The sequence below is a fragment of the Roseicella sp. DB1501 genome, from assembly GCF_013112485.1.
GTDB lineage: Bacteria > Pseudomonadota > Alphaproteobacteria > Acetobacterales > Acetobacteraceae > Paracraurococcus.
Map to the genome: position 1 here is coordinate 77474 of NZ_JABFHG010000013.1, position 13541 is coordinate 91014.

Annotated in this window: 16 protein-coding genes; 8 read left to right on the plus strand and 8 right to left on the minus strand. The window is 72.0% G+C overall.

Annotated features, from left to right (window positions below):
- Nucleotides 1-28 precede the first annotated feature (28 nt).
- Together pyk and HJG45_RS22270 are read right to left on the minus strand one after the other, a co-directional pair.
- Nucleotides 29-1666 carry a pyruvate kinase gene (gene pyk, locus HJG45_RS22265; protein ID WP_171615200.1) on the minus strand — a complete coding sequence of 546 codons (1638 nt, stop codon included), beginning with the start codon at nt 1664-1666 and terminating at the stop codon, nt 29-31.
- Between the two features lie 87 nt (nt 1667-1753).
- On the minus strand, nt 1754-3061 hold the full coding sequence (locus HJG45_RS22270; protein WP_171615202.1) for a glycerate kinase: 1308 nt from the start codon (nt 3059-3061) through the stop codon (nt 1754-1756).
- Between the two features lie 182 nt (nt 3062-3243).
- Here HJG45_RS22270 and HJG45_RS22275 point away from each other — a divergent pair, with 182 nt between their 5' ends.
- The 4 genes from HJG45_RS22275 to HJG45_RS22290 all read left to right on the plus strand — a co-directional run bounded on the left by HJG45_RS22275 (nt 3244) and on the right by HJG45_RS22290 (nt 5775).
- Entirely contained in the window at nt 3244-3768 is a 525-nt protein-coding gene (locus HJG45_RS22275; protein ID WP_171615204.1) for a cupin domain-containing protein, read from the plus strand.
- A gap of 97 nt (nt 3769-3865) precedes the next feature.
- On the plus strand, nt 3866-4939 hold the full coding sequence (locus tag HJG45_RS22280; protein ID WP_171615206.1) for a tartrate dehydrogenase: 1074 nt from the start codon (nt 3866-3868) through the stop codon (nt 4937-4939).
- 93 nt (nt 4940-5032) lie between these two features.
- The gene (locus HJG45_RS22285) at nt 5033-5344 is read left to right on the plus strand and encodes a DUF1244 domain-containing protein (protein WP_254452712.1); all 312 of its coding nucleotides are present in this window, start codon (nt 5033-5035) and stop codon (nt 5342-5344) included.
- Between the two features lie 131 nt (nt 5345-5475).
- The gene (locus HJG45_RS22290) at nt 5476-5775 is read left to right on the plus strand and encodes a DUF2312 domain-containing protein (RefSeq protein ID WP_174890540.1); all 300 of its coding nucleotides are present in this window, start codon (nt 5476-5478) and stop codon (nt 5773-5775) included.
- 82 nt (nt 5776-5857) lie between these two features.
- Here HJG45_RS22290 and HJG45_RS22295 read toward each other — a convergent pair whose 3' ends face one another.
- Nucleotides 5858-6706: a universal stress protein gene (locus HJG45_RS22295; RefSeq protein ID WP_171615208.1), complete on the minus strand. Its 849-nt coding sequence runs from the start codon at nt 6704-6706 to the stop codon at nt 5858-5860.
- Nucleotides 6707-6965: 259 nt separating this feature from the next.
- Complete coding sequence (cysK, locus tag HJG45_RS22300) at nt 6966-7880, minus strand: cysteine synthase A (RefSeq protein WP_171615210.1); 915 nt, start codon at nt 7878-7880, stop codon at nt 6966-6968.
- 163 nt (nt 7881-8043) lie between these two features.
- Here cysK and HJG45_RS22305 point away from each other — a divergent pair, with 163 nt between their 5' ends.
- Complete coding sequence (locus HJG45_RS22305) at nt 8044-8412, plus strand: cytochrome c family protein (protein WP_171615212.1); 369 nt, start codon at nt 8044-8046, stop codon at nt 8410-8412.
- Nucleotides 8413-8425: 13 nt separating this feature from the next.
- Here the strand turns inward: HJG45_RS22305 and HJG45_RS22310 are convergent, their stop codons facing one another.
- Nucleotides 8426-8926, minus strand: coding sequence for a DUF3280 domain-containing protein (locus tag HJG45_RS22310; protein ID WP_171615214.1), 501 nt, complete (start codon nt 8924-8926; stop codon nt 8426-8428).
- A gap of 79 nt (nt 8927-9005) precedes the next feature.
- Here HJG45_RS22310 and HJG45_RS22315 point away from each other — a divergent pair, with 79 nt between their 5' ends.
- Genes HJG45_RS22315 through HJG45_RS22325 form a run of 3 tightly spaced genes read left to right on the plus strand, consistent with a single transcriptional unit; the run spans nt 9006 to nt 11751 of the window.
- A complete protein-coding gene (locus tag HJG45_RS22315) occupies nt 9006-10208 on the plus strand; it encodes an ABC transporter substrate-binding protein (RefSeq protein ID WP_368040655.1) in 1203 nt (400 codons plus the stop codon).
- Nucleotides 10193-11170: a PQQ-dependent catabolism-associated beta-propeller protein gene (locus HJG45_RS22320; RefSeq protein ID WP_171615218.1), complete on the plus strand. Its 978-nt coding sequence runs from the start codon at nt 10193-10195 to the stop codon at nt 11168-11170. The genes HJG45_RS22315 and HJG45_RS22320 overlap by 16 nt, the downstream gene beginning before the upstream one ends.
- Nucleotides 11167-11751: a hypothetical protein gene (locus HJG45_RS22325; RefSeq protein WP_171615220.1), complete on the plus strand. Its 585-nt coding sequence runs from the start codon at nt 11167-11169 to the stop codon at nt 11749-11751. The genes HJG45_RS22320 and HJG45_RS22325 overlap by 4 nt, the downstream gene beginning before the upstream one ends.
- Before the next feature lie 16 nt (nt 11752-11767).
- On the opposite strand, the gene HJG45_RS22330 is transcribed toward HJG45_RS22325, so the two are convergent.
- From HJG45_RS22330 to HJG45_RS22340, 3 genes are read right to left on the minus strand one after another with little or no spacing between them, the layout of a single operon-like run.
- Nucleotides 11768-12298: a PQQ-dependent catabolism-associated CXXCW motif protein gene (locus tag HJG45_RS22330; protein ID WP_368040656.1), complete on the minus strand. Its 531-nt coding sequence runs from the start codon at nt 12296-12298 to the stop codon at nt 11768-11770.
- Nucleotides 12295-13116 carry a substrate-binding domain-containing protein gene (locus tag HJG45_RS22335; RefSeq protein ID WP_171615224.1) on the minus strand — a complete coding sequence of 274 codons (822 nt, stop codon included), beginning with the start codon at nt 13114-13116 and terminating at the stop codon, nt 12295-12297. The genes HJG45_RS22330 and HJG45_RS22335 overlap by 4 nt, the downstream gene beginning before the upstream one ends.
- Nucleotides 13113-13541, minus strand: coding sequence for a cytochrome c (locus HJG45_RS22340; RefSeq protein WP_171615226.1), 429 nt, complete (start codon nt 13539-13541; stop codon nt 13113-13115). Before HJG45_RS22340 ends, HJG45_RS22335 begins: the two co-directional genes overlap by 4 nt.

A 13541-nucleotide genomic window follows, 5' to 3' on the forward strand; every position in this document is an offset into this window, starting at 1 on the left:
TCTGTAATGCCGTCCCTCGCCTGCGTTGCTATTTCACAGTCGCCACCCGGAGCGCATTGGTGGTCCCGGCCGTGCCGAAGGGCACGCCGGCAGTGACCACCACCTCCTCGCCGGCGGCGGCGAAGCCCTCCTGCAGCGCCGCCCGGGTCGCCTTGGCGACCATGTCGCTCATCGCATGCGGCTCCTGCGTCACCACCGGATGGACGCCCCAGACCACGGCGAGGCGACGGGCGATCTCCATGCTGGCGGTGAGGCCGAGGATCGGGCAGTCCGGCCGCTCGCGGGCGACGCGGAAGGTGGTGCTGCCGGTGCTGGTGAAGGTGGCGATCACCTGCGCCCTGATGGTGTGCGCCACCTGCCGGGCGGCGGCGGCGATGGCGCCGGCGCTGGTCGGCTCTGGCTCGGGCCGTGCCGTGTCCGTCATCCGGCGCCAGTCGGCATCCTGCTCCACTCGGGCCAGGATGCGGTCCATCATGTTGACCGCCTCGAAGGGGTACTGGCCGGCGGCGGTCTCGGCCGAGAGCATCACCGCATCGGCCCCGTCGAAGACGGCGGTCGCCACGTCGGAGGCCTCGGCGCGGGTGGGGGCGGGGGCGGCGATCATGCTCTCGAGCATCTGCGTCGCCACCACCACCGGCTTGCCGGCCGCCTTGGCGGCGCGGACGATCCGCTTCTGGATCAGCGGCACCTCCTCGGGCGGGCATTCCACGCCGAGATCGCCGCGGGCGACCATGACGCAATCGGTCAGGGCCATGATGGCGTCCAGGTTCTCGACCGCCTGCGGCTTCTCCATCTTCACCATGATCAGCGCGCGGCCATCGACGATGCGCTTGGCCTCGGCCACGTCCTCCGGCCGCTGGACGAAGGAGAGGCCGACATATTCGATCCCGTGCCCGAGGATGAAGGCGAGATCCTCGCGGTCCTTTCCGGTCAGCGCCGGGATGGGCAGGGCGACATCGGGGACGTTGACGCCCTTGCGGTCGGAGAGCGCGCCGCCGACCACCACCTCGGTCTCCAGGTGGTCACCGCGCACATGGGTGACGCGCAGCCGTAGCTTGCCGTCGTCGAGCAGCAGGCTGGTGCCGATCTGCGCCGCCTTGATGATCTCCGGATGCGGCAGCTCGACGCGGCTGACATTGCCGGGCGTCGGGTTGAGGTCGAGGCGGAAGGGCTGGCCGGTCTGCAACTGCACCCTGCCGCCCTGGAAGCGCCCGACCCGCAGCTTCGGGCCCTGCACGTCGGCGAGAATGCCGATGGGCCGGCCGACCTTCGCCTCGACGGCACGGATGATGGCGATCCGCTCGGCATGGTCGGCATGGGTGCCGTGCGAGAAATTCAGCCGGAAGACATCGGCGCCGCCGCGATGCAGCCGCTCGATCACCTCGGCCGAGGAGCTGGCGGGGCCGAGCGTGGCGACGACCTTGGTCCGCCGGCGGCGGCGGAGCGGGATGCGCGGGGCCATGCGAAGCTTCCCTTCGGGCGGCGGGTGGAGATCCGGGCGGAGCTGGTAGGGCGGCAGCTCAAGCAGCCGCGACAGCTCCATGACCCGGTCCGCCGGGATGCGCTGCCATTGCGACACGGCGGCGGGGGTGATGCCGAGGGCGGTCGCGATCTTCGCGCCGGTGCCACGGCGGTTCAGCAGATCGTCGAGGATGGCGTCTCTCATGGACGGCATCCTAGGCGGCTTAAGCTTCGGCTTCCAGGCTTAAGTTAGGTCATCGAAGCTTAACATTAAGTCTTCGCGTGTGATTGCTCAGCCGATCAGCACCGCCCGCACATCGTTCACATTGGTCAGCGTCGGCCCGGTCACCACCAGATCGCCCAGCGCTCGGAACAAGCCGGTGCTGTCATGCCCCGCCAGCGCCGCCTGCGGGTCGCGCCCGAGCGCCCGCGCGCGCGCCAGGGTATCCGGCGTGGCGATCGCCCCCGCGGCGTCGGACTTGCCGTCGATGCCGTCGGTGTCGCAGCAGAGCGCCCAGACACCCGGCGCGCCGTTCAGCGCCAGGGCGAGGCCGAGCAGCGTCTCGGTGCCGCGCCCGCCCTCGCCGGCGGGGCCGTCGATCGTCACCGTCGTCTCGCCGCCCGAGAGCAGCACGGCGCCGCGCCCGACCGGCTCGCCATGCGTCGCGGCGGAGAGCGCGATGCCGCCCAGCACCCGGCCGAGCTCCCGCGCCTCGCCCTCCAGCGCATCGCCGAGGATCAGCGGCGCGAGGCCGAGCCGCCGCGCCTCCTCGGCCATCGCCCGCAGCGCCATCAGCGGGGTCGCGATCATCCGCAGCTCGGTGCCGGCGAGGCGGGGATCGCCGGGCTTCGGCGTCTCGTCCTCCGCCGCCTCCAGATGCCGCATCGCCGCCGCCGGCAGGCGCATGCGGTAATGCGCCGCCAGCGCCTGCGCCTCGGCGAAGCTGGTGGGGTCGGCGACGGTCGGGCCCGAGGCGATGACCGCCGGATCGTCCCCCGGCACGTCGGAGATGGCGAGGGTCAGCACCCGCGCCGGATGCGCCGCCGCCGCCACCCTCCCGCCGGAGAAGGCCGAGAGGTGCTTGCGGATGCAGTTCATGGCGTCGATCGGCGCGCCGCAGCGCAGCAGCTCGCGGTTCACCGCGATCAGGTCGTCGAGCGTGAGGCCGGGCGCGGGGAGGGTGGAGAGCGAGGAGCCGCCGCCCGAGACGAGGAAGAGCACGAGGTCCTCGGCGGCGAGGCCCTGCACCGCGGCCAGGATCTCGGCCGCCGCGGCGGCGCCATGCGCATCCGGCACCGGATGGCTGGCGAAGCGCACCGGGATGCGACGGTGCGCGGGCGGGTCCGGCAGGTCGGCACCATGGGTGGTGATGACGAGCCCGCCGAGCGACACCTCGGGCCAGGCCTGCTCCACGGCCAGCGCCATCTTCGCCGCCGCCTTGCCGACCCCGACCACGACGACCCGGCCCCGCCGCGGCGGCGGGGGCAGATGCGGGCCGAGCACGGCGAGCGGGTCGGCGGCGCGCACCCCGGCCTCGAAGAGCTGGCGCAGCGCCGCGCGCGCCGTGGCGTCGTTCCAGCTGCCGCTCGGTCCAGCCATGGCATCCTCCCCAGTCCCCCTGCCTTCTCCCTCTCCCGCGGCCATGCCGCCAGGGGTGGGATGGGGAAGGGGGCGAAAAAACCATCCACGGCACGGGCGGATGCAGGCCGGTCCCGCCGGCGGTGGCGCGCAACCCGCTTCGCCGCCGCCGCGTTGAGCGCCCTTCCCCGATGGAGATTGGCATGACGGAGCCGATGACTGTGTCCGCCGAGGCGGTGGCGCCGCGGCCCTTCGAGATCCCCGGCTCCCGCGGCGAGTTCCTCATCCAGATCCTGAACGAGGATGCGGCGCGCGGTGTCGTCACCAGCGTCATCCACATCCCGGCCGGCGGCTATATCCCCGCGCATCGGCACGAGGCGGGGTCGGAGATGCATTACGTCCTCTCCGGCGACCTCATTGAGAAGGGCGAGGCGCTCGGCCCCGGCGCCTTCCTGACGCAGGCGGCCGGCGTGGTGCACGGGCCGCATGAGAGCCAGGGCGGGGCCCAGGTTCTCACCGTGCAGTCCTGGCAATCGCATGACGGCCAGTTCGACTTCCACATCGCCGAGGAGGAGCCAGGCGCGGGTGACGGCGCCGGGGCGCGGGGCGAGCCGCAGGACGCGGCCGGCGCGGCATCGCCGCGGGACGGGGAGGCGGCGGTGCCGGGCGCTGCCGACCCGGCGGACCGGCAGGCCGCCGAGCGCTCCCTCGGGCGCGGCTACGGCTGAGCACCGGCGCGGCGGGCTTGCGTCCTCTCTCGGAACTGGCATGCCATGGCCGGGCCAAAGTCCGGGCTAGAGACCGGGCCAGAGAGAGGACCCCGCCATGCGCACCCACAGGATCGCCGCCATCCCCGCCGACGGCATCGGCAAGGAGGTCATCCCGGCCGGGCTCCGCGTGCTGCAGGCGATGGCCGAGCGCGGCGACGCCTTCCGGCTTGAGGTGACCGAGTTCCCCTGGGGCAGCGACTACTACCGCGAGACCGGCCGGATGATGGCCGAGGACGGGCTGGAGACCTTGCGCCACTTCGACGCCATCTTCTTCGGCGCCGTCGGCGACCAGCAGATCTCGGACGACATCACCCTCTGGGGCCTCCGGCTGCGCATCTGCCAGGGCTTCGACCAGTACGCCAATATCCGCCCGACGCGGGTGCTGCCCGGCCTCACCTCGCCGCTGCGCGCGGTCAATCCCGGCGACATCGACTGGGTGATCGTGCGGGAGAATTCCGAGGGCGAATATGCCGGCCATGGCGGCCGCGCGCATCGCGGCCATCCGGAGGAGGTGGCGACCGAGACCGCGATCTTCACCCGCGCCGGGGTGGAGCGGATCATGCGCACCGCCTTCGAGATCGCCCGCGGGCGGCCCCGCAGGCTGCTGACCGTCGTCACCAAGTCCAACGCGCAGAAGCATGGCATGGTGATGTGGGACGACATCGCCGCCGAGGTCGCGGCGCACTACCCCGACGTTCGCTGGGAGAAGGAGCTGGTGGATGCCATGGCGGCGCGCATGGTGCGCCGGCCGGACTCGATCGACACCGTCGTCGCCACCAACCTGCATGCCGATATCCTGAGCGACCTGGCCGGGGCCGTGGCCGGCTCGCTCGGCGTGGCGCCGACCGCCAATCTCGACCCCTCGCGCCGGGCGCCCTCGATGTTCGAGCCGATCCACGGCTCGGCCTTCGACATCGCCGGCAAGGGCGTAGCCAATCCGGTCGCCACCTTCTGGACGGCGGCGATGATGCTCGAGCATCTCGGCGAGGCCGAGGCGGCGCAGCAGCTCATGGCGGCGGTGGAGCGGGTCTGCGCCGATGGCGTGCTCACCGCCGATCTCGGCGGCAGGGCGACGACGGAGGAGGTGACGCAAGCGGTCATTGCCGCCATCCGCGGCGCCAATGCCTGATGAGGGTGCTGCCACCGGCTGGGCTGCCCCGGGAGGCTTGCCGGCCGGGGGCGGCCGACCCCAGATGATGCGGCGGAGACTGGAGGACCGACCATGGCCATACCCGAGATGGACGACGCCACCCGCACCGAGCTCGAGGCTGCCGCCTTCCGCAAGCTGGTCGAGCACCTGCGCGCCCGGACCGACGTGCAGAACATCGACCTGATGAACCTCGCCGGCTTCTGCCGGAACTGCCTGTCCCGCTGGTACCGCGAGGGGGCGGAGGAGCGAGGCGTCCCGCTGGCCGATCCGGATGCGCGGGAGATCGTCTACGGCATGCCCTACAAGGAGTGGCAGGCGAAGCACCAGAAGGAGGCCTCGGCCGAGCAGAAGGCGAAATTCGCCGCCGCGACGCCGGGGCACTGACGTTTCCCCGCGCCGTCGCGAGGGGCCAGGATCGCTCCGGGATCGGAAGGGCGTGCGGTTCAGTCGGTTTGCCTTGCTGATCCGCCGCCCGACCGGTAAACCCGCCGCCCTTGGCTTTGGGGGGCCATGGCATGAGCGACGTGGAAGAGGCAGCCCGGGAGAGCCGGGCGCGCCAGGCGGCCGATCCGGATCCCGAGGTCGGCGGCATCGCGGCCGATCGGCTGCGCAGCATCATCGAGCGCGTCGAGCGGCTTGAGGAGGAGCGCAAGGCGCTCGCCGGCGACATCAAGGACATCTTCGCCGAGGCGAAGAGCGCGGGCTTCGACGTGAAGGTGGTCCGCCAGCTCATCTCGATTCGCAAGAAGGAGCCGGCCGAGGTGGAGGAGCAGGAGACGCTGCTCGACCTCTACCGCCGCGCCCTCGGCATGTGAGCCGCGCGGGGCGGGGAAGCGGCCCCCGCCCCGGCGCCGGTGGATCCTGCCCGGACCCGTCCGGCAGGGCGCTAGTCCTGGCTCAGTGCGACATCAGCACTGGCACGGTCATCTCCCGCAGCAGCGTGCGGGTGACGCCGCCGAGCGCCATTTCGCGCAGCCGCGAATGGCCATAGGCGCCGACCACGAGCAGGTCGGGCGCCAGCTCCGCCGCCCGGTTCAGCAGCGACAGCCCGTCCGGGATCGAGGGCGCCGTCATGTGCTCGACCTCGGCCTTCACCCCGTGCCGCGCGAGGTGCAGGGCGATATCGGCGCCCGGCTCGGCGCCATGCGCGCCGGGGCGGCGTTCGGGATTGACGGCGAGCACGGTCACCTTCTCGGCCGCGGCCAGGATCGGCAGCGCATCGTTCACCGCCCGCGCCGCCTCGCGGCTGGCATTCCGGCCCACCAGCACGTGCCGCCCGAGCGTCTCGAACCGCCCGCTATGCGGCACCAGCAGCACCGGCCGCCCCGCCGCGAAGAGCACCTGCTCGACCAATTGCGCCGCGCCGGGCGGCGAGTTCTGCGGATCGACCTGGCCGAGGATGGCGAGGTCGGCATAGCGCGCATGCAGCGCGACCACCTCGGGCAGCGCGCCCTCCACCAGCCGCCACTCGCCGCTGATGCCGTCGAGCCGCATGCGCTCGCTGAATGCCGCCTCGACCCTGGCCGCTTCCTGCAGCGCATCGGCGCGGATCTGGTCCAGCACCTGCCCGACCAGCGGCCCGCTGCTGCCGGTATCGGCCATGGCGAGGGCCGGCAGCATCGCATCGACGACCAGCAGCCCGATCAGATGCGCGTCGTGCTGCCGCGCCAGGGCCGCGGCGAGGCGCAGCCGGTCGGCGGAGCGGGGCGAGGGGTCGAGGTGAACCAGGATGTCCTTGAGCGCCATGCTGTCCTCCTGCGCCATGGCGTCCCGAACCCTTGGGCAGGGCAGGGCGCGCCACACAGCGGATACTGGGCGCAAGCCGCGCGACGGCGCCAGACCAGCCCCGGCTCCAGCTCGGCGGCGATCCGTTCGGGAAGCGCCCGTCAAAGCCGTCGCTGCCCGTTAACCCTGCCGCGGCCAAGCCGTGGCAGGCCGTGGCGCGCCTTGGGCAGGCGGAGACTCCCGGGAACCCCGCAATGCCGCGAAGCGGCTTTGCGGGGAGCTAGCCCGGCAGGAAGTCCGGCACCGAGAGGTAGCGCTCGCCGGTGTCGTAGTTGAAGCCAAGCACGCGCGATCCGGCGGGCAACTCCGGCAGCTTTTGCGCAATCGCCGCCAGGGTGGCGCCGGAGGAGATGCCGACCAGCAGCCCCTCCTCGGTCGCCGAGCGCCGGGCATAGGCCTTGGCGTCGTCGCCCGAGACCTGGATCACCCCGTCCAGCAGGTCGGTATGCAGGTTCTTCGGCACGAAGCCGGCGCCGATGCCCTGGATCGGATGCGGCGAGGGCGCGCCGCCGGAGATGACCGGCGAGGCCGAGGGCTCGACGGCGAAGACCTTCAGCCCCTTCCAGGCCTGCTTCAGCACCTGGGCGCAGCCGGTGATGTGGCCGCCGGTGCCGACGCCGGTGATCAGCACGTCGAGACCCTCGGGGAAGTCGCGCAGGATCTCCTGCGCCGTGGTGCGCACATGCACCTCGATATTCGCCGGATTCTCGAATTGCTGCGGCACCCAGGCGCCCGGCGTCTGCGCGGCCAGCTCCTGCGCGCGCTCGATCGCGCCCTTCATGCCCTTCTCGCGCGGGGTCAGGTCGAAGCTCGCGCCATAGGCCTGCATCAGCCGCCGCCGCTCGATGGACATGCTCTCCGGCATGACGAGCACCAGCTTGTAGCCCTTCACCGCGGCGACGAGGGCGAGGCCGATGCCGGTATTGCCCGAGGTCGGCTCGATGATCGTGCCGCCAGGGCGCAGCCGCCCCTCGCGCTCCGCCGCCTCGACCATGGCGAGGGCGATGCGGTCCTTGATCGAGCCGCCGGGATTCTGCCGTTCGGACTTCACCCAGACCTCGGCATCGCCGAACAGGCGGTTGATGCGGATATGCGGCGTGCCGCCGATGGTCTCGAGGACGGTCTTCGCTTTCATGCGCCGGCGCTCCGTGGAGGATTATTCATGTTGGATGGTCCGCCAATTTGGCGGCCGACGGGACGCTGGCGCAAACAGCTTTCCGTGACCAGCGGACTCCTATCTGGTGAAACGACCCCAGATTGCCTTCGCTGACCCAAAGCCTGACAGGGGAGGATCGTGAATGCGTTCGATGACGATGCTCGTGGTGGTGATCGCGGGGCTGCCGGCGGCGGCCTGGGCCGCTGGCGACGCCGATGCCGGCAAGACGGCCTTCGCGCGTCGCTGCACCGTCTGCCACTCCGTGGCCGAGGGGCAGAACAAGGTCGGCCCCTCGTTGCATGGCGTGGTCGGGCGGCCTTCCGGGCAGGTGGCGAATTTCAACTATTCCCCGGCGATGAAGAATGCCGGCAAGACCTGGGACGAGGCGACGCTCGACGCCTATCTGGCCGACCCCAAGGCCCTGGTCCCCGGCAACCGGATGATCCTGGCCGGCATCAAGGACGAGGCCGAGCGGCAGAACATCATCGCCTATCTCGCCACGCAGAAATAGCGCCTTGCCCGGCTCAGCGCCCCGGACCTGGCTCCGCCAGGATCCGGTGGCGCAGCATCCAGGCGATGCCGTGGCGCCAGCTCTCATCGGTGTTGCCGCGGATATCGGCGCGCCAGACGGCGCGCTCCGCTTCGGAGGCGGCGTCGAGCATGGTGATGCTGAAATAGAGGATCAAGTTGCTCACCTTGTGCACCACCGTGACCAGGGCGAGCTGCGCGCCGAGGGCCCTGGCCGCCTCGGCCGCGCAGGCGCCGCAGCTGCCGAGCGCGGGCCCCTGGGCCAGCCGGGCGCGCTGCGGCGCGGGATCGACGAGGCTGTAGCGGCCGGACTCGGCAAGCCCCTGACGCAGCAGCGCGCCGATCATGCCAAGGCGCTGTTGCTGGTCCGGCCGCTCGCCCTCGCCCGAGGTGTCGCGCAACTCCGGATCGAAGACTACGATGCTCTCACCGGCCCGCGCCGGCGGGGCGAGGAGCAGGAGGAGCGGCAGCCAGGCCGCGCGACGTGTCGGGCGCATCCGGTCTCGGTTCCCTCCGGTCCTGCGGTGGGATACGCGTGGAGGGCCGGCCGGATGCCGGGCCATGGGAGGAAATAACGTGGCGGTCTTGCGCCCTTCCGGTCGTCGGGCCCTGCTGGCCTCCGCTCTGCTCGCCGCGGCGCTGCCGACGGTCGCTGCGGCGGAGGAGGCGCCGGCGCTGGCCATCGGCTACCTCGCCCTCAAGCTGCCGCGGCAGCTGCCCTCGACATTGATCGAGCCGCCGCCGCAGGATGAGGGACTGCAGGGCGCGCGCCTCGGCCTGAAGGACAATGCGACGACCGGCCGCTTCACCGGCCAACGCTTCACGCTGGAGGAGCATCGCACCGAGGCGGCCGAGGAGGTGATGCCGGCGCTGCGCGACATGCTCGGCAAGGGCATCCGCCTGATCGTCGCCGACCTGCCGGCCGACATGCTGCTGCAGGCGGCCGCCGAGCCGCAGGCGGTGCTGCTCAACGTCGGCGCGCCGGACGATGCGCTGCGCAACGAAGCCTGCCGCCGCAACCTGTTCCACGTGCTGCCGAGCCGCGCCATGCTGACCGACGCGCTGGCGCAGTACCTGGCGGTGAAGCGCTGGCGCAACCTCTTCCTCGCCGCCGGGCCGGGCCCGGGCGACCGGCTCTATGCCGAGGCGATGCGGCGCGCGGCGAAGAAATTCGGGCTGCGCATCGTGGCCGACAAGCCCTGGACCCACGACCCCGGCGCGCAGCGCACCGATACCGGCCATATGTCGATCGCCGCCGAGGCGGCGCGCTTCACGCAAGGGGCGCCGGGCTACGACATCCTCGTGGTCGCCGACGAGACCGATGACTGGGGCGAGAGCCTCGCCTGGCGCACCACCGATCCGCGGCCGGTCGCCGGCACACAGGGGCTGGTGCCGACCATCTGGTCGCCGGTGCACGAGCAATGGGGCGCCACCCAGCTGCAGCGGCGCTTCCGCGCCCAGGCCGGGCGGGTAATGACGCCGCTCGACCAGGCCGCCTGGCTGGCGCTGCGCGCGATCGGCGAGGCGGCGGTGCGCAGCCAGTCGACGGAGCCGGAGAAGGTCATTGCCTATCTGCGCAGCCCGGCATTCGAGGTCGCCGGCTTCAAGGGGGCCAAGCTCTCCTTCCGCGACTGGGACAACCAGCTCCGCCAGCCGATCCTGCTGGCCGGGCCTCGCTCGCTGGTCTCCGTCTCGCCGCAACCGGGCTTCCAGCACCGCACCTCGGAACTCGACACCCTCGGCGCCGACCGGCCGGAGACGCAATGCCACGCATCCTGACCCTGCCCGCCGCCCTGCTCCTCGCCGGCGCCCTTCTGGCCGGCAACGGGGCGCGGGCGGAGACCATCATGGTGTCCAACGAGAAGGACAACACGATCAGCGTGCTCGACGGCGAGACGCTGAAGGTGGTGCAGACGGTGAAGGTGGGCGAGCGCCCGCGCGGCATCGTCCTCTCGAAGGACGGGCGCTTCCTCTATGTCTGCGCCGGCGACAGCGATCGGGTCGATGTCGTCGACACGACGAGCTGGAAGGTGGTCCGCCGCCTGCCGAGCGGCTCCGACCCCGAGCGCGCCGCGCTGCATCCCGATGGCCGCCGGCTCTATGTCGCCAACGAGGATGACAACCTCGTCACGGTGGTGGATGTGGAGCGCGGCGTGGTGCTGCAGGAGATCCCGGTCGGCGTCGAGCCGGAGGGGATGGGCCTCAGCCCGGACGGGCGCTACGTGGTCAACACCTCCGAGACCACCAACATGGCGCATGTCATCGATGCCGGCAGCGGCAAGATCATCGCCAATGTCCTGGTCGGCGCCCGGCCGCGCTACGCGCTCTGGCAGCCGGACGGCAAGCGCTTCTGGGTCTCGTCCGAGATTGGCGGCACCCTCTCGCTGATCAGCGCCGATGACTGGAAGGTGGTGGGGCAGGTGAGCTTCAGCATCCCGGGCGTGCCGCGCGAGGCGATCCAGCCCGTGGGCATGGCCTTCTCGGCCGATGCCAGCAAGCTCTTCGTCACCCTCGGCCCCGCCAACCGGGTCGCGGTGGTCGATGTCGCGACGCGCGAGGTGCAGCGCATGCTGCTGGTCGGGCAGCGGGTCTGGAACCTCGCCCTCTCGGCGGATGGCTCGAAGCTCTACACGACCAACGGCGTCAGCAACGACCTCTCCGTGGTCGATATCGAGGCGATGCGGGTCACGCGCAGCGTCCCGGTCGGGCAGGCGCCCTGGGGCGTCGTGGTGAAGCCGTGACCTGGCGCCGCTGGGCGATCGCCTGGTGCCTCTTGCCGGCCGCCGTCGCGGCGCAGCCGAAGCCCGATGCGGACTGGCCCTGCGTGCAGCGCTACGTGCCCGAGATCGGCGCGGCGGCGCTCTGGCCGGAGGTGCCGGGCGGCGACTGGCAGGGCGTGCCCGAGGTGGCGGCGCTGGTCGGGCGGATCGCCCCGCGGCCGGTCGAGGCCGAGCAGGGGGTCGCGGCGATCCGCGATTTCTCGGCGCCGCTCGATGCCGCGGCCCGGCGCCGCCTGCTGCCGCTCGCCTTCCTCGGCCTGATGGATGAGACCAACCGGCAACGCGACGGCGTCATCGACCAGATCCGTCGTTTCGCCCGCCGCCAGCGCGACCTGGCCGAGCGGGTCCGCGCGCTGGAGGCGGAGCTGCGCACGGCGCCGGCCGCGACGCACGACGAGCTGGAGCGGCGTCGCTTCTTCGCCGCCAAGACCTACGGCGATGCCGAGCGGACGCTGCACTATGCCTGCGAGGTGCCGGTGCGGCTGGAGGGGCGGCTCGGCGCCTATGCGCGGGCCTTGCAGGCGGCGATGCCGCAGGACTGACCCCGGGCCGATCGGGTCACTGCCAGCCGGGCGCCGGGTGCAGCACCTCGGTCGGCAGCCCCGCCGCCTCCCAGCCATCCGTGCCGTCGCGGTACCACAGCACCCGCCGCCAGCCCCAGGCGGCGGCCCGCTTCGCCGCGTTCCAGCTCATCCAGCAATCGGCGAGGCAGTAGAAGACGACCGGTCGCTCGCGGTCGCCATCCGTCGCCTGCTCGAGCATGCGCTGGAACCAGGCCTCGGTCTCCGGCGCCGGCGCGCCGCGGCCGACCTCGGGCAGCCAGAGGCTGCCCGGGATGCCGAGGCGCGGGCTCGGTCGCCAGAGCGTTCCAGGCGGCAGCCCCTCCGGCCGCCGCGGCGCGGCCAGCACGTCGATCCAGACGGCGCCCTGTCGCTCGAAGAGCAGCGCCGCCTCGGCCGTGTCGATGGCCCGGCCGCCCGGCACCGTCTCCGGCGTCGGCGCCCGGTAGTCCTGCATCCGGTAGCCCTGCGGCGGCGCCGGCCCGGCGCCGAGCAGGACGGCGGCGAGGAGGGACCGGCGCCGGGTCACGGCGCCTGCAACTTGCCCTCGGCATCGAGCAGCGGCACGCCGTAGTCGCGCAGGATGCCGTCGATCTCGCCCTGATGCTCGCGGATCACCGCGTTGATGCGGCGGCGCCATTCGGTGTCCTGGCCGCGCACCCCCATGGTGATGCGGTAGTCCATGCGGGCCACGCCCGGCTCGGTCGGCAAGGCGCGCAGCGCCAGCGGCAGGCCCTTCACCTTGATCTGGTAGCCCGCGATCGGCCCCCAGATGAGGGCCGCGTCGAGCTCGCCCGCCGCGACCGCGCGCAGCAGGTCGGCGCCTGGGGCCTCGTGCCGGGTGTCGACGGCCAGCGGGAAGAAGCGGGTGTTGCCGATCAGCCCGTTGCGCAGCAGCAGGTCAGTTGGCGGCGTGCGGGCGATGGCGCCGAGCCGCAGCGTCTTCATCGCCGGGTCGTCGAGCCGCTCCGGCACCGGCTGGTCGCGCCGGAAGGCGATGACATAGGTGGTGTGGTAGTAGGGGTTGGTGTTCTGCAGCATCTCGTCGCCCGCCACCGTCCCGATGACGAGATCGCAGCGCCCGGCGCGCAGCGTGTTGCGCACGAAGCCCTGCACCTGCGGGAAGTAGACATAGTCCAGCCGGCGGCCGAGCGCCCCCGCAAGCAGTGCCGCGATGCGGTTCTCGAAGCCCTCGCCGCGCTCGTTCGAGAAGGGGAGGTTGGCCGGGTCGGCGCAGACGCGCAGCGCGTCCGTCGCCACCAGGTCACCGGTCTGCGCCGCGGCGGGCGGCGTCGCCAGGCTGAGGACGACGCCAAGGGCGAGGAGGCATCCCGCCGACCGCCTCATTTCTTCAGCATCCGCTCCGGCCGCCCGCGGCCAAGGACGCCGTCGGACCGCGCCTTCAGATAGGCGTAGATGTCATCGAGATACATGACCACGTCCTCGACATGGCCGAAGGAGGGCATGACGTTCTGCTGCGAGGCAGTGACGTTCTGCCGGCCGTTGATGACGGTGTCCGAGAACTGCTCATGCGTCATGTGCTTCAGGGATTCAGTCAGATTCGGCGCGTAGCTGCTGCCCAGCCCGTCCGGGCCATGGCATTGCAGGCAGGAATTCCCGTAACGCCGGTAGCCGTTGTAGACGGATTGGTCGACCTTGCCGTCCTCGACGTGATAGGGCCGCTCGTAATCGTCCTTCGCATCGTTGGCAGCGCGGGCGGGCCCGGCCAGGGCCGCGGCGAGGACGCAGGCGGAGACAAGCGAAATTTTCAT

Excerpts from the sequence above, each read along its gene's own strand:
- pyk (WP_171615200.1), bottom strand. The coding sequence starts at position 1,666 with ATGAGAGACGCCATCCTCGACGATCTGCTGAACCGCCGTGGCACCGGC.
- HJG45_RS22270 (WP_171615202.1), bottom strand. The coding sequence starts at position 3,061 with ATGGCTGGACCGAGCGGCAGCTGGAACGACGCCACGGCGCGCGCGGCG.
- HJG45_RS22275 (WP_171615204.1), top strand. The coding sequence starts at position 3,244 with ATGACGGAGCCGATGACTGTGTCCGCCGAGGCGGTGGCGCCGCGGCCC.
- HJG45_RS22280 (WP_171615206.1), top strand. The coding sequence starts at position 3,866 with ATGCGCACCCACAGGATCGCCGCCATCCCCGCCGACGGCATCGGCAAG.
- HJG45_RS22285 (WP_254452712.1), top strand. The coding sequence starts at position 5,033 with ATGGCCATACCCGAGATGGACGACGCCACCCGCACCGAGCTCGAGGCT.
- HJG45_RS22290 (WP_174890540.1), top strand. The coding sequence starts at position 5,476 with ATGAGCGACGTGGAAGAGGCAGCCCGGGAGAGCCGGGCGCGCCAGGCG.
- HJG45_RS22295 (WP_171615208.1), bottom strand. The coding sequence starts at position 6,706 with ATGGCGCTCAAGGACATCCTGGTTCACCTCGACCCCTCGCCCCGCTCC.
- cysK (WP_171615210.1), bottom strand. The coding sequence starts at position 7,880 with ATGAAAGCGAAGACCGTCCTCGAGACCATCGGCGGCACGCCGCATATC.
- HJG45_RS22305 (WP_171615212.1), top strand. The coding sequence starts at position 8,044 with ATGCGTTCGATGACGATGCTCGTGGTGGTGATCGCGGGGCTGCCGGCG.
- HJG45_RS22310 (WP_171615214.1), bottom strand. The coding sequence starts at position 8,926 with ATGCGCCCGACACGTCGCGCGGCCTGGCTGCCGCTCCTCCTGCTCCTC.
- HJG45_RS22320 (WP_171615218.1), top strand. The coding sequence starts at position 10,193 with ATGCCACGCATCCTGACCCTGCCCGCCGCCCTGCTCCTCGCCGGCGCC.
- HJG45_RS22335 (WP_171615224.1), bottom strand. The coding sequence starts at position 13,116 with ATGAGGCGGTCGGCGGGATGCCTCCTCGCCCTTGGCGTCGTCCTCAGC.
- HJG45_RS22340 (WP_171615226.1), bottom strand. The coding sequence starts at position 13,541 with ATGAAAATTTCGCTTGTCTCCGCCTGCGTCCTCGCCGCGGCCCTGGCC.